The 15,709-nt window shown below is 71.6% G+C and carries 12 protein-coding genes; 5 read left to right on the top strand and 7 right to left on the bottom strand.

Annotation, left to right across the window (positions count from 1 at the left end; translation table 11 throughout):
• Positions 1 to 3 precede the first annotated feature (3 nt).
• The 4 genes from O7543_RS03440 to O7543_RS03425 are packed head-to-tail and all read right to left on the bottom strand — an operon-like array spanning position 4 to position 4,886.
• Positions 4 to 1,260, bottom strand: coding sequence for a glycosyltransferase family 4 protein (locus O7543_RS03440; RefSeq protein ID WP_281555214.1), 1,257 nt, complete (start codon positions 1,258 to 1,260; stop codon positions 4 to 6).
• Positions 1,260 to 2,495, bottom strand: a complete 1,236-nt coding sequence (locus O7543_RS03435) for a glycosyltransferase (RefSeq protein ID WP_281567336.1) — start codon at positions 2,493 to 2,495, stop codon at positions 1,260 to 1,262. The genes O7543_RS03440 and O7543_RS03435 overlap by 1 nt, the downstream gene beginning before the upstream one ends.
• Positions 2,476 to 3,933 (bottom strand): oligosaccharide flippase family protein, encoded by a 1,458-nt coding sequence (locus tag O7543_RS03430; protein ID WP_281567335.1) that lies wholly within the window; start codon positions 3,931 to 3,933, stop codon positions 2,476 to 2,478. Before O7543_RS03430 ends, O7543_RS03435 begins: the two co-directional genes overlap by 20 nt.
• Positions 3,930 to 4,886 (bottom strand): NAD-dependent epimerase/dehydratase family protein, encoded by a 957-nt coding sequence (locus O7543_RS03425; RefSeq protein WP_281567334.1) that lies wholly within the window; start codon positions 4,884 to 4,886, stop codon positions 3,930 to 3,932. The genes O7543_RS03430 and O7543_RS03425 overlap by 4 nt, the downstream gene beginning before the upstream one ends.
• A gap of 231 nt (positions 4,887 to 5,117) precedes the next feature.
• On the opposite strand from O7543_RS03425, the gene O7543_RS03420 reads away from it, so the two are divergent.
• Complete coding sequence (locus tag O7543_RS03420) at positions 5,118 to 7,154, top strand: hypothetical protein (protein ID WP_281555218.1); 2,037 nt, start codon at positions 5,118 to 5,120, stop codon at positions 7,152 to 7,154.
• On the opposite strand, the gene O7543_RS03415 is transcribed toward O7543_RS03420, so the two are convergent.
• The 3 genes from O7543_RS03415 to wecB form a co-directional block, all read right to left on the bottom strand.
• Positions 7,155 to 7,661, bottom strand: coding sequence for an acyltransferase (locus O7543_RS03415; RefSeq protein ID WP_281555219.1), 507 nt, complete (start codon positions 7,659 to 7,661; stop codon positions 7,155 to 7,157). It lies immediately after the preceding gene.
• A 74-nt stretch (positions 7,662 to 7,735) separates the two neighbouring features.
• Positions 7,736 to 8,959, bottom strand: coding sequence for a glycosyltransferase family 4 protein (locus O7543_RS03410; RefSeq protein ID WP_281555220.1), 1,224 nt, complete (start codon positions 8,957 to 8,959; stop codon positions 7,736 to 7,738).
• 38 nt (positions 8,960 to 8,997) lie between these two features.
• Entirely contained in the window at positions 8,998 to 10,122 is a 1,125-nt protein-coding gene (wecB, locus tag O7543_RS03405; protein WP_281555221.1) for a UDP-N-acetylglucosamine 2-epimerase (non-hydrolyzing), read from the bottom strand.
• A 207-nt stretch (positions 10,123 to 10,329) separates the two neighbouring features.
• Between wecB and O7543_RS03400 the strand changes: the two genes are divergently transcribed.
• From O7543_RS03400 to O7543_RS03385, 4 genes are all read left to right on the top strand, one after another.
• On the top strand, positions 10,330 to 11,220 hold the full coding sequence (locus tag O7543_RS03400; protein ID WP_281555222.1) for a serine hydrolase domain-containing protein: 891 nt from the start codon (positions 10,330 to 10,332) through the stop codon (positions 11,218 to 11,220).
• Between the two features lie 136 nt (positions 11,221 to 11,356).
• On the top strand, positions 11,357 to 12,172 hold the full coding sequence (locus O7543_RS03395) for an ABC transporter ATP-binding protein (RefSeq protein ID WP_281555223.1): 816 nt from the start codon (positions 11,357 to 11,359) through the stop codon (positions 12,170 to 12,172).
• Between the two features lie 30 nt (positions 12,173 to 12,202).
• Entirely contained in the window at positions 12,203 to 13,231 is a 1,029-nt protein-coding gene (locus O7543_RS03390) for an iron-siderophore ABC transporter substrate-binding protein (RefSeq protein ID WP_281567333.1), read from the top strand.
• A gap of 23 nt (positions 13,232 to 13,254) precedes the next feature.
• Complete coding sequence (locus O7543_RS03385) at positions 13,255 to 15,363, top strand: iron ABC transporter permease (RefSeq protein ID WP_281555225.1); 2,109 nt, start codon at positions 13,255 to 13,257, stop codon at positions 15,361 to 15,363.
• Positions 15,364 to 15,709 lie beyond the last annotated feature (346 nt).

Raw genomic sequence — 15,709 nt, 5'->3', positions numbered from 1 at the left:
TCGTCAGTTCCGGCCCTCGGCCGGGACGACGAACGTACTGACCCGCTGCGACCAGGCCCGGTGGTCAAACGAACGGCGGGCCCGCGACCGGGCCGCCTGGCTCATCGCCGTCCACTGCTCGTCGCGCAGCCGCAACGCGCGCTGCACCGCCCGGCGGACGTCGTCCGGACCGCTGCCGTCGAGCACCAGCCCTTCGGTACCGTCACGCACGTATTCGGCCAGGTCACTGGTGTGGTTGAGCAGCACCGGGCACCCCGCGGCGAGACTCTCCGGCACCTTGGACGGAAAGCCGTTCGCCGCGTAGCCGCCGGTGGGCCGCACCAGCATGGCGAAGTGCGACTCGGCCAGCAGTTCCAACACGGTCTCCCGGGGTACCCGGCCGAGGAACACCACCTCGGCGTGGACGGACTCGAGCACCGCCGGGTCCAGGTCGGACAGGTTCGCCGCGTCGTCGCGGGTGATCCCGGCGATGGTCAGCCGGACCCGCCGCTGGTCCTGCGGTGCCAGTCGGCCGATCCCCGCGACGATCACGTGAAGCAGGTCCTTGCGCCCCGGCGTGCCCGCGTACAGCAGACGCAGGCCGGCGTCGAGCGACGGCGGCCCTGGCGGCGCGAACTCGTCGCAGTCCACCTGCGGTGGCACCACCAGCACGGCCCCGCCGCGGCGCTCGAAGTGCCCGGCCAGGGTGGTGGACACTGCGGTGAACCGGTCGACGAGCCTGGTCGCCAGAAACGTCGACCACCGGTGGCGCAGGAAGTAGGGGTCGGACCAGCCACGCCGGAACTGTCGCCGGTCGTGGCGTTCGCTGGCGTCGACCACGACCGGGCAGCGCAGCCCGAGACGCAGCACCGCCCAGTTGCCGAACGTCATCATCGCCATCGGCAGCAGGACCACGGAGACGTCGCCGCGGCCGACGCCACGGCGCCGCAACGCCCGCAGCACGCGGACCGGACGGGCCAGACGGGCCGACATCCGGCTGACGTGGTTGGCTCCCCGGATCCGCAAGGTGATCAGTTCGACGCCGCTGGCCCGTGGCCCGTCCGGCGGAAACGGCAGTTCGCAAGGCCAGTCGTTGACCACCAGCGTCGGCCCGCCCTCACCGGCGGCGCAGCGGGCGAGTTGCAGCAGCCGGTTCGAGGTGGCGTCACCGTGCGGAAACGCGTACGCGCCGATCAGCAGCGGCCGTGGCCGACGCTGCCGGTCTGCCGGCCGGTGACCGGCTCGTGGTCCAACCTCGACTGTCGTGGTCTGCTCGGTCATCAGACTCCTTCGGTGCAGGTCCGGACGCGGCCCGGACGCCGCCGGTAGATCGCCAGATGGGTTTCGGCCGCAGCATCGATCGCGAACGGGCTGTGGGCGAATCGATCGCTCGCGGCCGAGGGGGTGGTCGCGGCGGTGTACGCGGCCGCGACGAGCGCAGCCTCCGCCCAATCCGCCGCCGACGCCCCGGGATCGACGATCACGACGCCGGGCAGCCGCTCGTCGATGAACCGCACGCCGGGCAGGTCGCAGGCCACCGTGCCGATACCCAGCGCGACCGGTTCCAGCACCCCGCCGGGCAACCCTTCCAGGCTGGACGGGTGGACGACCAGGTCGGCCTGTGCCAGCAGGCCGCCCACGTCGCCTCGGGGGCCGAGCAGATGCACCCGGCCGGTCACCCCGACGGCGTCCGCCGCGGCACGCACCCGGGCGTCGTCGGCAGGATCGCCCGGCCCGACGAGTACGGCATGCGCGGTGACCCCCCGGTCACGCAACGCGGCCAGGATCGGCGGCAGCAGCCAGCGGCGCTTCTCCGGCGAGGCCCGTCCCACGCTGACGCAGACGAGATCGGCGACGCCCGCTCCGATCATCGCCCGCAGGTCATCGACAGACGGTTGACGCAGGCGGTCCAGGTCGAGCCCGTTGAGCACCACCTGACAGCGTGGATCGTCCCGCCAGGACCGATGGAAGCCAAAGGTCAGCGAGCCGGGCGACACGCCCAGGACGTCGGTGGCGAAGGTCCGCAGCAGCCGCCCGCCGAGCCACCGGAGGATCCGACGACGTGGGCTCCTCGGCGCGTTGTCGTCCCCTCGGAAGTGCGCGACGCGGCCGGGCACCCCGGCGACCGCGGCGAGGGCGAGCAGCACGCCGGAAAAGTTGGCGCAGTCGACGTGCACCACGTCGGGTCGCAGCTGGCGCAGCAGACGGTGGAACCGGACCGGAAACCGCGCACCGAGCGGTACGGCGGTCACCGAGCCACCGTACCGCTCGACCGTCCCGGCCAGCGGTCCCGGTCCAACGTGGTCGCTGAGAGTGAGCAGATGCATCACGGTGCCGCCACGGACGAGCCGTGGCAGCAGTTCCGCGGTACGCGTCTCGGTGCCGCCGTAGTTCAGTTCGCCCACCACCCGCAGGACACGGCGACGGGCCCCGCCCGGCGGTGGGGCGGTCGCCCCACCGCCGGGCGGGGCCGGATGGTCACGGACGTCGTCCGGGTCAACCGCCAACTCGGACACCGGTCCCCCTTCCGTCGACTGTCGGCCGGACCGCCGTGCCACCGCCAGCGCCCGGGTCGGGCGCTGCATTGTCGGGCGCTGCGGGAGACGGGCCGGCGCCGTGGCCGGCCCGGTCCATTGCCTGCCGGTAGCCGATCACCGCAGCGGGCCAGATGGTGAGCAGGTAAGCCACGCAGGCCGCCAACGGCACGGCCACCAGACCGAGATGGTGCAGGCCCCAGATCTTCAGGCCGGTCGCCAGGACCAGGAACGCGGCCCAGCCGACGGCCTGCGGCCGGAGCAGCCCGGCGCTGTTCTGCACCAGGATCAGCGGCGAGCTGACGGCGACCAGCAAGCTCCAGCAGGCGAGTCCGGCGAGGACCGGGCCCGGCACCACGGCAGGGTCGATGCCGCCGACCCACAACTCGATCAACGGGTGCCCCCAGCCGGCCAGCGCCGCGCCCGCCACCCCGACCACCGCCCCGTAGAGCAACACCAACCGTCGGGTGTGCCGGCGTACCCAGGCCACCTCGCCACGGGCCAACGCCGCACCGTTCACGGGCCAGACCGCCATGCCGACCAGGCCGACGAAGATGGACAGCACACCGAAGAGCTTCACCACGACGGCGTAGTGCGCCGCCACGGCGAGTCCGAGGATGTTCGCCACCAGCGGGCTGTCGACGTTGACAGCGATCGACGACATCACGGTGAGCGCGAAGAACCGCAGGCCGAGCCGGAGCAGGCCGGCCGCAGTCGCCCGGTCGACCAACCTGGGGCCGGGGCGCTTGGCCGGCTGCTGCACGCCGAAGTAGACCACGGTGTTGACCAGGTTGACGGCGGGCACCGCCAGTACCGCACAAGCGATCACCGCCAGCGGGTCCCATCCACCGACGATGGCGCACAGCACCGCCACCATGGCGGCCAGCGAGCCGGCCGACTGCCAGACGCTGCTCTGCACGACCTGACCGTCGGCGTACTGGATCCGTTGGATCAGCGACAGCGGGATGTTGACGGCGAACGCTCCGAACGACAGCAGGACCACCGTCGACGTCTCGGCGGCGATGTGCGGATCGGTCACCCCGAACAGTCGTTCCCAGGGCACCAGCGGATTGATCGCGAACAGGCCGCAGAGCAGGGCGACGGCGACCGTGCCGACCGTGGCGAACGCGCTGGAGATCTCCCTGGCCTGCTGCCCGACGTCGGTACCGAGCCGGCTGAGCCGGGTCAGCAGTCCGTTGCCCAGCCCCAGGTCGGCGAACCAGGCCATCCCGGTGAGCGCGGTGACCGCCATCCACAGCCCGTACCGCTGGTCACCGAGGTACTGGAAGCAGGCCGGGGTGATGACCAGCGGGGCCGCCATGCCGGTCGCCTTCGCCGCCATTGCCGCAGCGATGCCGGACCGTACGGCACGGTCACGGTCACGGCCGTCCGGTCCGGTCCGGTCGGCGGCCCCTGTCACCGGCTCGCGACGGGCTCGACGGCCAGCCGACGGGCCATCCACTCGACGGTCGCCCGCAGGCCGTCCCGACGGTCGACCGGGCTGATGCCAGGGAAGAGCGCCCGCAACGTGGCGGTGTCGGCGAGGGAGTGCGCGACGTCGCCGGGACGCGGCGGCGCGTGCTCGCGGTCGACGCGCCGGCCGAGCAGTCCGGCGAGGTCGTCGAGGACCTCCAGCAGGCTGGCCCGGGCGCCGAAGGCAAGGTTGACCGGGTGCGGGTGGTGCACGCGGCGCCGCAGCGCGTCCAGAATGACCGCGCACACCGTACCGACGTAGGTGAAGTCCCGGGACTGGGTGCCGTCGCCGTGCACCAGGGCCGGCTCGCCCCGCAGCGCGGCGTGGACGAACCGGGGGATGACCGCAGCGTAGGCGTGGTCGTGCCGTTGCCCGGGGCCGTACACGTTGAAGAACCGCAACGCCAGCGTGGGCAGCCCGAACGACGCCTGGTGGGCCAGGGCGTACGCCTCGGTGGCGAGCTTGCTCGCCGCGTACGGGCTCATCGGCCGGGTCCAGGTCAGCTCGGTCTTCGGCAGCGTCGGGTTCATGCCGTACACCGACGAGGAGGAGGCGACCAGCAGGTGGGCAACGTCGTGCCGGCGGGCCGCCTCCAGCACCAGCAGGGTTCCGGTCGCGTTCGCGTGATGGGAGGCCACCGGGTCGCGTAGCGACCGGGGCACACTGGGCAGGGCGGCGAGGTGGACCACGGCCTCCCGGCCGGCCATCGCGGCGTCCAGTGCGGCCGGATCCAGGATCGACCCCTCGACCACCTCGACGTCCAGCCGGGTGAGGTTGTCGCGCAGTCCGACCGACAGGTCGTCCAGGACGGTGACCTCCTTCACCGCCGGCTCGACCAGTGCGGCACGGGCCAGGTTGGAGCCGATGAAGCCGGCTCCGCCGGTGATCAGAATGCGCATGGGACAACTCCTCGCAGTGCCGCCCGGTCACCTGTACATCGAGCCGACCGAGGAGCGGGTAACGGGTTCATAACATCTTTTGTCAGAGATATCGCCTCACATTGTCTATACCGCCCGCAAGGATCGCCGAACGGCCGGCAGCGTTGTCATGTCACCGACCGAAAACCGTCCTGAACTGAGAAAAGGCGCACAGTGACAGCAGGTCGCGCGGCTCGCCATGGAGGTGCCGAGATGCCTGGACTGACGGTCTACCGGTCGAACGCCCTGATGTCGATCAGGTCAAGGTTCGACGGCACCCGGGACCTGGTGATGCCGGCCAACCTGGCCTACGCCGAGTCCATGGTCGGCATGTGGCACGCGGGCCTGCCCCAGGTCACCCTCGTGCCGTCGACCGCCACCGACGCCCAGGTCTGGCCGGTCATGTCGGCGGTGGGCACCCGGATCCACGACACCTCGGACGACAACTGCCCGATCCACACCGGCTGGTCGTACATCGGCGGCAACCACGGCTACAACATCGGCACCCAGGTCGCGCTCACCAACCACGGTAAGACCACCGCCGACCTGGGCTCCCGGTGGACCGACGGAATCCGGACCTTCACCCTGCTCGCCGTGCCGAACGGCAACAGCCTGCTGTTCGGCAACCCGTACACGATCGTCGACGGGGTCACCCAGGGCGTGCGGGTGCGGCCGGCGGCGGCACTCACCCACGTCGCCGGGGCGACGAACCGGACCTCGGTACCGATCACCTGGTTGACCCCGGACGTCCAGATCCGCCCGGCCACCCACTCGCACACCGTGGTCGTCGACCTCGACGGCCGGCCGGTGCCCGTCGGCCGGTCCACCGGTGAGCAGCTGCGGATCCGGGAGTCCTACGTGATCCCCTCGTACCGGGGGATGATCGACACCGCCCAGGCCAACATCGGCACACCGCTCGCCACCATCATGACCCGGATCCCGCCGATGTGTCGCATCGACAACGACTACCGCTGGTCGCCGGGGGGCCTGCTGGTCACCCAGCGGGTGACCGCCATGGACCGGTTCACCCTGAGTACCGGGGTCACCCAGTGCTCGGCGCTGACCGTGCCGGCGGGCGGCAGCCGCCTGCAGTTCATGCCGAACGTCGAGGCGGCCGGGACACTGAACTGGTCGTCCTGGGCGCGGATCGACACGATCACCGCGATCACCGCGATCACCGATATCACCCCGGCGAGTCTGCGGGACCCGACTATGCCGGCGACCGGCATGACCCAGTGGGCGGTCAGCGGCGGCGGGGTCCAGCTGTGGGGAATCGCCGCCGGTCTGCTGCCGGTCGACGACGGAGAGCCGGCGACCAGGGTGCGGCACACCACAGCGAAGAGCTGGTTCGTCTCGTCCAGCCTGAAGAAGAACTACCCGCAGCTGGTGTGGGGTCGCGAGCTCTGGCCGGGACAGACGGTCACCGGTACCGCGTACCGACGCTATCTGGCACCGCCGTCGGCCGCGACCGAGCTGGTCGTCTCGGACGGCAGCAGCGACTTCGTGATCATCGAGCGGGTGGGTACCGTCGTCGCCGCCCGGATACCAGCGCCGGAACTGTTCCACCGCCGGCTGGTCCCGGTCGGACCGACGAACCTCGCCGTCGCGGAGCGGGTCGCTGCCGACGGCATCGCCTACCAGGTGCCGGTCTCCCCCGGGTACGGCATGTGGCGGGCGGATCCCGACCAGGCCAGCCCGCAGCCGCTGCCCGGAGCCACCTCCGGGATCGGCAGCTACTTCCTGCCGTTGGCCGGCCCTACCGGGACCACCACCTGCACCGACGCGTTCCAGCGGCTGCTGCTGCACCCGATGTACTTGGCCGAGGCCACCCGGGTCGACCGGGTGTGTGTAGAGATTACGGCGACCGGTAGCGGCTGGTTGCGCCATGGCGTGTACGCCCACGACCCGACGACCGGTCGACCGGCGTCGCAGGGACCGATCGCCGACTTCGGCGCGCTCAGTGTGGCCACCGCCGGTATCCGGGAGTACGTGCTGACCACGCCGGTGACGCTGCCCGCCAGCTGGCACTGGTACGCCGTCGTGTGGCAGGGCTCCGCCACCACCCCGCCCACCCTGCGGACCAGCCAGGTCGGCGGTGCCACGACGTTGAACATCGGTTCCGGCCCGGCGGCGATGACCGGTAACCGATTCGGCTACCAGATGTCCGGCGTGGCCGGCCTGCTCGGGCCGGTCGCGGTCGCCGGTGTGCACCAGTTCCCGCCGCCGCGGATCGCCTACCGCCGGGCCTGATCACCGCGCCGGTACGCCGTAGATCCGCTTCATCTCCGCATGCTTGGCGGCCACCGGAAGGTGGCCGATACCCAGCGACTTGGCCTGCAGACTGCGCAGATAGTCGTCGGTCGTGCGCAGCGGTCGGGCCGGCACCCCCGCAGCCACCGTGTTGTCCGGGATGTCGCGGGTGACGACCGAACCCGCGCCGATGACGCACCGGTTGCCGATGGTCACCCCGGCCAGGATCATCGCCCGCATCCCGATGTAGACGTCGTCACCGATGACGATCGGAGCCGTCCAGTCCAGTTCGGGATGCTCCTTGCGGAGGATCAGGGTTCCCCCGTCGTGGGTGACGAACTGCACCCCGGAGGTGATGTAGACGTTGTCGCCGATCGTGATCAGCCACGGTTCCGAGCCGAACATCGCCCGGTTCACGCCGTAGAAGCGCACCCGGCCGGTCAGGTTGACTCCCAACGATCTGACGAACGCCTCGGGATCCCGGCTGGCCGCCAGATGGTCCCGCACCCGCCGGACGATCGTACGAAGACGACTGGACACACCCAGTCCAACGAGCCTGGCAGCACACCGGTGACGGCGGGTCACCGGCAGAAGTGGCGGGCGTGGTCGAGGACGTTGAGTTCGCGCGCCTGCCGCCGCCATAGCCGGTACCGCCGCCCCGCCGTCACCTTCGCCGCGGCCCGCTCACCCGCCGACCGGCCAGCCAGCTCGTTCACCGCCTCGGCCAGCGCCGACACCGTCAGCGGCCGGACCACCACCCCGCCGGCGCTGGAGATCAACTCACTGAACGGGGTCCGGTCGGAACAGACGACCGGGCAGCCGGCCGCCAGGCTCTCCAGGATGACGTGTCCGAAGTTCTCGCCCAGCGTCGGGAACAGGAATGCGTCGTACCGGGCGAAGGTCGACAGCACCTCGGCGGCCGGCAGTTCGCCGTGGTACCGCACCCGGACATGGCCGGGCACCGTCGCGATGAGCTGACCGCACCGCGCCCAGTACGGCTCGTCCTCATCGGGCCCGAAGATGTCGAAGTCGACCGGCCGGGTTGCCTGGGCCACCGCTGCCAACGCCGTGTCCAGGTTCTTCATCGGTGAGATCCGGCCGATGAAGACCAGCCGCAACGGACCGTCGTGCGCCACGACCGGTGGCGGCGGACGATCCGGGATCGGACACTCGTTGCCGTTGACCATCACCCGTGCCCAGGGCAGCGCCGCCGCGATCTGATCCGCCTCCAGCTGGCTGCACGCCTGCCACCGCACGCCGAGGCGACGCAGCACCGGTGCCCACACCGCCAAAAAGAGCCGCTTTTTGCCGCCCTTGATGCCCAGAGCGGCGGGGGCCAGTTCGCCGCGCGGGGCAATCATGATCGCCGGTATCCGCAGCAGTCGCAGGGCCACCGCCAGGATCGGGACCACCGAGTACATCGACCACAGGCTGTTGACGTACAGCAGATCAACCGGCCGCGACCGGATCTGCCGCAGCAGCCGCAGCCACTGCCGGGGGCGCACCGGGTCGAGATAGAACACCGCGGAGCGGGCGTCGCGGTGGACCAGTTCGCCGGACAGCCCCGGGTACCGGTCGCTCGCGTGCAGGTCCCGGTCGCGGGTGACCAGGGTGACGTCGAGGTCGTCGGGCAGGGTGTCCAGGATGAAGCGCAGCGACCGGATCGGGCCGCCGCCACGGAACCCCGGCTCGAACACCGCGGCCGTGGCGAGGATCCGGAAGGTCCTGGTCGCCGCCCCGCCGGCGTTCTGCCGGGTCGCCGCCCCGCCGGCGGCGGGGCGGACCCGGGTCGTCGTTTCACGCACTGTCGGCTCAGCCTTCGATTCGTACGGGGCTGCCGCGCTCAGCGACGCAGCCCGGCCCACTCGTGGTGGCGCCGCACGGTGGACAGGATGAAGTCGACGACCCGCCGCGAGGTGTCGGGCACCTGGTAGTCCGCCGGGCAGGGCACCCCGGCCGAGGCGACCTGCTCGACGGTCGCCCGGACGGCTTCCACCACGCCGGCCGGGTCCAGCCCGGTCATGATGATGCCGCCGGCGTCCAACGCCTCCGGCCGTTCGATCGACTCCCGCAGCGTCACCGCTGGAGAGCCCAGGATCGCCGCTTCCTCGCTGATCGTGCCGCTGTCCGACAGCGTGCAGCGGGCGGCGCACTGCAGGCGTACGTAGTCGAACAGCCCGAACGGCTCGTGGAAGGTGATCCGGTCGAGGCTGGTCGGGTCGGTGGCCAGCACCTCCAGCCGTTTGCGGGTACGCGGATGGGTGGAGACCAGCACCGGTAGCGCCCACTCGTCGCGTACCGCCCGCAGACAGTCGAGCAGCTGGTGCAGCCGGTCCGGCCGGTCGACGTTCTCCTCACGGTGGGCGCTGACCACGAAGTACCCGCCGGCGGTCAGCCCGAGTTGGTCGAGCACGGTGGACCTGGCGATATCCGCCCGATGGTGCTCCAGCACCTCCCGCATCGGTGAGCCGGTGTGCAGGATGCGGCGCGGATGGAGGCCTTCGGCGATCAGGTTGCGGCGGGCGTGCTCGCTGTAGACGAGATTGAAGTCGGAGACGTGGTCGACCAGGCGCCGGTTGGTCTCCTCGGGCACGTTCAGGTCGAAGCACCGGTTGCCGGCCTCCATGTGGTAGACCGGCACCCGCATCCGGCGGGCCATCAGGGCGGCGATGGCACTGTTGGTGTCCCCGAGCACCAGCAGGGCGTCCGGCCGGCAGTCGTCGAGGGCGGCCTCGATGCCGACCAGGACGCCGCCGAGCACCCGACCGAGCGAGGTGGTGTCCACGCCCAGCGACCGGTCCGGCGGGCGCAGCCGCAGCTCGGTGAAGAAGACCTCGGAGAGGACCGGATCCCAGTTCTGCCCGGTGTGTACCAGGACATGGTCGACGGTGCGGTCCAGCCGGTCCATCACCCGGGACAGCCGGATGATCTCCGGCCGGGTGCCGACAACCGTCATCACGCGGGTCATGACCGACTCCTTCATTGCCGATTCGGGACGCCTGGGGCACCACCACCCACGCAAAGCGGGCAATCTCCTCATATACCAACGAAGCATCGCACTACCGGTAACGACAGCGTTGATCGGGCCGATCTGGCCACGCCCGGGTCACGTTCCTGGACCTGGGCGCGAAGGACAATGCCGTTCGGTCTGTCGTCCACCTGACAACAGAACCTGTTGGTCAGGCCGGGTCGCTGCTCTCCCATCTGGTGTCCGGCATCAGCCGGACCATCGAGAGGAGCAGCAAACCATGAGATCCGAATCCGTACGCGGCACGGGAAGCCGCGTACTCGCCGCTCTGGTGATCGCGGCGACACGGTGGAGCAGGTGGCCAGCAACCGGGCCTGTGTGCGGCACTACGCGGGCACGGAGGCCGACGACGGCGCCGACCCGGACGACGTCGCGCAGTGGCAGGCCGAGGACACCGATCTCGGCACCACCTGGTACGCCAACGCCAACGCCACCGCGGCCGCGGCCGAGTTCTGGGACTCCGACCTGGTCTGCTCGATCGGTGACCCGCACTACAGCACCCACGGCTACACCATCCTGGGCGCGGCGTTGGAGGGCGCGACCGGCGCACCGGTGGGCGAGCTGACCGAATCGGAGCTGACCGCCGCGTTCAACCTGGGCACCCTGCGGCCCGAGAACCTGTCGGACACCTCGGTACGGCGCAGCACCTTCTACGACGGCGCCAACGACGAGTACGGCGGCGACGAGGTGAGCTGGAAGGTCCTCGGCGGCGGGATGGAGTCTTCGGTCGCCGACCTGGCCCGGTTCGGCGACAAGCTGACCGGCGGCGAGATCGTCGGCCCGGACTCGCTCGACGCCATGTGGGTCGACACCGGGTGGAGCTACGCGTACGGGTGGTCGATCAGCACCGAGGACGGGCACCGCCGGATCGGCAAGACCGGTGGCGCCGACGGTTCCACCGCGTATCTACAGATGTACCCGGACGACGGGATCGTGGTGGCGGTACTGATGAACCGGGCCGACGGGGTGGCCGGCGAGAACCGGGCCGGCGTGCTCGGCTCCGAGATCGGCACGCTGGTGCTGAACACCCTGCCCTGACCGGTGCCGGATCCCCGGTCCGCGGGATGCCCGAGCGGCGTCCTGCGGCCGGGGATCCGGCGTCGCCGCCGGTACGCCGGGCGGCCGGTGCCCGGCGACTTTGCCTCGATCAACGTTTAGGGTAGCCTCACCTAACATGATCGCGACGGCGTTGCACGGCGACGACCTGGTGCTCGGATACCAGCGCACCACGGTCGTCCACGGCGTGTCCGTCGCCATCCACCCCGGCGTGGTGACCGCCCTGATCGGCCCCAACGGCAGTGGCAAGTCCACCGTGCTGCGTTCGCTCGCCCGACTGCACCGGGCATCGTCCGGCCGGATCATGCTCAGCCGCGGCAACGGCGACCTCGAGGACGCGGCACCGCTGTCCGCCCGCGACTTCGCCCGCCGGGTGACGCTGCTGTCCCAGTCGCGACCGCACCCGTCCGGCCTGCGGGTCCGCGACGTCGTCGCCTTCGGGCGCCACCCGCACCGGCGCCGGTTCAGCCCGCTCACCGACACCGACCAGGCGATGGTCGACCACGCCATGGAGCTGACCGGGACCACGCCGATGGCCCACCGCGCGGTCGACCAGCTCTCCGGCGGTGAGCTGCAACGGGTGTGGCTGGCCGCCTGTCTCGCCCAGGACACCGGCGTGCTGCTGCTCGACGAGCCGACCAACCATCTCGACCTGCGCTACCAGGTCGAGATCCTCGACCTGGTCCGTGACCTCGCGGACCGGCACCGGACGGCGCTCGGCGTCGTCCTGCACGACCTGAACCAGGCCGCCGACGTGGCCGACCAGATCGTGCTGCTGAGCCAGGGCCGGGTGCGGGCCGCCGGCCCGGCGGCCGAGGTACTGACCACGGAGCACCTCTCCGAGGTCTACGGGTTGCCGATCGACACCACCGTGGACCCGGCCACCGGTCTGGTGCGGGTCGAGCCCCGAGGGCGACACCACCGGCGCCGCTGATCGCCCGGTCAACCAACGAGTGAGGAACCCATGAGAACCCGATCGATGACGGCTGCCCTGGCCGCCGTCCTGTTTATCCCGTCGGCGCTGGCCGCCTGCGGCACCAGCGACCCGCAGACCGCAGACGAGACGCCCACGGCCAACGCCTCCGGTGATTGCGCCGACGACACCACCGTGACCTCTACCGGACCGGTGGAGGTCACCGACGCGCTCGGGCGCACCGTGACGTTGGACGAGCCGGCACAGCGGGTGGCCGTACTGGAATGGCAGCAGATCGAGGACGTCCTCACCCTGTGCCTCACCCCGGTGGCGGTGGCCGACCCGGACGGCTACCGCACCTGGGACACCGCCGAGGAGCTGCCGGACGGCGTCGCCGACGTCGGACTGCGCGGCGAGCCCAACCTCGACGCGCTGTTCGCCGCCGATCCGGACCTGGTGATCGTCGAGGCCACCGCCGAGGACGACCCGGTCATCGCGCAGCTCGCCGAGTACGACGTCCCGGTGCTGGCCACCCGGGGGGCGGATGCCGCCGACCCGGTCCAGAACATGCTGGACACCTTCGCGATGATCGCCGAGACCCTCGGCCGCTCCGATCGGGCCGACCTCGTCGCCGACGAGTTCCAGGCCAGCCTGGACGAGGCGAAGCAGCAGATCGCCGGCGCTGAGCTCACGAGCACCGAGTTCGTCTACTTCGACGGCTGGGTCCAGGGCGGCAACGTCGCTATCCGGCCGTTCGGCCAGGGATCGCTGGTCGGTGAACTCGGCGAGGCGATCGGCCTGACGAACGCCTGGACCGGCGAGGTCGACCCGGCGTACGGCCTTGGTCAGACCGACATCGAGGGGATGACCACCGTCGGCGACGCCACCCTGTTGTACACCGGCACCACCGACCCCGCCAGCAGCGTCCTGACCGAGCTGGAGAAGAACGAGATCTGGGCGTCGCTGCCGGCGGTCGAGCAGGGGCGGGCGTACGCCTTCCCGGCCGGCATCTGGACCTTCGGCGGCCCCCGCTCGTCGCAGCAGGTGCTCGACGCCTACGTCGACGTCCTGGCCAGCTGACCATCGTGAACGACGGTCCACGGGTGCCCACGGGGCTCCGTCCGACGCCGGGCACCGTCGCCACCAGACCGGTGGCGGCGTCCGGTGCGGACCGCCGGGCCGTGGTCGGCGGGTTGGGCACCCTGCTGTCGCTCGGGCTGGCCCTGGTGGTCGCCGCCGGCTGGCACCTGACCCAGGGCACCTCGGGGGTGGGGCTCGCCGACCTGCTCGCGGCGGCGGGCGGCGGGGACACAGGTGCCGACGAGGCGGTCCGGGAGATCCTGCTCGGCTCCCGGCTCCCGCGGCTGGCGGCCGGAATCGCGGTCGGCTTCGCCCTCGGCGTCGCCGGCGCGCTGTTCCAGTCGCTGGCCCGCAACACACTCGCCTCACCGGACACCCTCGCGGTGACCGCGGGGGCGTACTTCGCCGTCAGTGCGGTCGCGGCGTTCGGCCTCGGTGTGCCGCTCTGGGCGTCGGGCGTCGTCGCCTTCGTCGGCGGGCTGCTGGCCGCCGGTCTCGTTCTGGGTCTCGCTGGCGGCGCGGGCAGCTCGACGACTCGTCTCGTCCTGGCCGGCTCCGTCGTCGCGATGGCGTTGCAGTCGGCCACGGCCGCGGTGCTGATCGGCTTCCAGCAGGAAACGACCGGGCTGTTCGCCTGGGGCAGCGGATCGCTGAGCCAGCTCGGGCTGACCGCCTTCGGGCAGGCCGCGCCGGTCGTGGTCGGCGCCACGGCTGTGGCCGGGCTGCTGGCCCGCCGACTCGACCTGCTGGGTCTCGGCGACGACACGGCCGGGGCGCTGGGCGTACCGGTCCGGGCGACCCGGGCGGTCGGGACGGTGCTCGCGGTGCTGCTCACCGCGGCGGCGGTGACCCTGGCCGGCCCGATCGGGTTCGTCGGTCTCTGCGCGCCGGCGGTGACCCGGATGTCGGCACGGTTCGTACCGGCGCTGCACCGGCACGCCGTACTGGTGCCGGCGGCGGGTCTGGTCGGCGCGCTGACGGTCGTCCTGGCCGACGGGGTGATCCGCGCCCTGCTCGGCGCGGACCGGGCCGGTCAGGTGCCGACCGGGGTGGCCACCACCCTGGTCGGTGCCGTCCTGCTCATCGTGCTGGCCCGCCGGGTACGCGACTTCGGCCCGACCCGGCAACCGCCGGGCAGCCGGATGGGGCCCCGGAGCCGCCGCCGGTACCGGACGGTCCTGGCGGTCGTCAGCGCGACCGCCGCCGGCGCCGGGCTGCTCGGCCTGCTCGCCGGCAACACCTGGCTGCTCACCGGCGACATCGCGCTCTGGCTGTCCGGTGAAGGACCGCCCGTCATCCGCTTCGCACTGGACGAACGGGCACCACGGGTGGCGGCGGCGCTGGCCGCCGGGGGTGCCCTCGCGTTGTCCGGTTCCCTGGTCCAGGCGACCTGCCGCAATCCGCTCGCCGAGCCGGGAATCCTCGGCATCACCGGTGGGGCCGGGCTGGCCGCAGTGATCGTGGTGACCGGCGGCGTCGGCGGCAACGCGACGATGATCGCCGCCGCCACCGGCGCCGCGCTGGCCGCCTTCGGTCTGGTCTACTCCGTGGCCTGGCGGGGCGGGCTGCACACCGACCGGCTGGTCCTGATCGGTGTCGGGGTCTGGTACGCGGCGACCGCCCTGACGACCTATCTGCTGGTGCGGTCGAATCCGTGGGACACGCCGAAGATCTACACGTGGCTGTCCGGCACGACGTACGGCCGCAGTTGGACCCAGGTGGTCCCGGTGGTGGTCGCCCTGCTGGTGGCGCTGCCGGTCGCCCTGGCCGCCCACCGCGAGCTGGACCTGATCGCGATCGACGAGGACTCGCCCCGGATCGTCGGTGTCGGTCTGGAACGGATCCGTCTCCTGGTGCTGGCGGTCGCCGCCGTGCTGGCCGCGTTGAGCGTGACCGCGATCGGTGTCGTCGGCTTCGTCGGACTGGTCGCGCCGCACGCCGCACGGGCGCTCGTCGGCGGCCGGCACGCGCGGATCATCCCGGTCGCGGTGCTGCTCGGTGCGGTCCTGCTCGGACTGGCCGACACCGTGGGCCGTACCGTCGTCGCGCCGGCCCAACTGCCGGCCGGCCTGGCGGTGGCGTTGATCGGTGCCCCGTACTTCGTCTACCTACTGGCCCGGTCCCGGGCCTGATCCCGGCGGCTCCGGACAGCTTCAGCCAACACTGTGGTCACTGCTCGTGACCTAACGCCCTTCCACACCTTCTGTCGACACTGGCGAAAGTCTGGGATGAACCACCGAAAGATGTAGACACCTCGATCCCAAGTCCGATAGCCTCCAGATCACCGAGGCATTCGGTTAGGTAACCAAACAGTTTGGCTGCCCCGACCGGACGCCGTCGGGCGGGCACGGCACCCGCCCGACGGCGACGACCTCGCCGGGGCCGTGGCACCCCCCGGAAACACTGGACGCATCCGATCGGCGCGGCGGCGCGCGCCCGCACCCCCGTCGCCCTACTCATTCCCTGGCCGCCAGGGCA

It is taken from the genome of Solwaraspora sp. WMMA2080 (assembly GCF_027497395.1).
Taxonomy (GTDB): domain Bacteria; phylum Actinomycetota; class Actinomycetes; order Mycobacteriales; family Micromonosporaceae; genus Micromonospora_E.
This window is presented reverse-complemented; position numbering and strand designations above follow the sequence as displayed.

What these genes read in the sequence shown, in the direction of transcription:
- O7543_RS03440 (WP_281555214.1), bottom strand. Translation starts at nt 1,260, where the DNA reads ATGACCGAGCAGACCACGACAGTCGAGGTTGGACCACGAGCCGGTCAC.
- O7543_RS03425 (WP_281567334.1), bottom strand. Translation starts at nt 4,886, where the DNA reads ATGCGCATTCTGATCACCGGCGGAGCCGGCTTCATCGGCTCCAACCTG.
- O7543_RS03420 (WP_281555218.1), top strand. Translation starts at nt 5,118, where the DNA reads ATGCCTGGACTGACGGTCTACCGGTCGAACGCCCTGATGTCGATCAGG.
- wecB (WP_281555221.1), bottom strand. Translation starts at nt 10,122, where the DNA reads ATGACCCGCGTGATGACGGTTGTCGGCACCCGGCCGGAGATCATCCGG.
- O7543_RS03395 (WP_281555223.1), top strand. Translation starts at nt 11,357, where the DNA reads ATGATCGCGACGGCGTTGCACGGCGACGACCTGGTGCTCGGATACCAG.
- O7543_RS03390 (WP_281567333.1), top strand. Translation starts at nt 12,203, where the DNA reads ATGAGAACCCGATCGATGACGGCTGCCCTGGCCGCCGTCCTGTTTATC.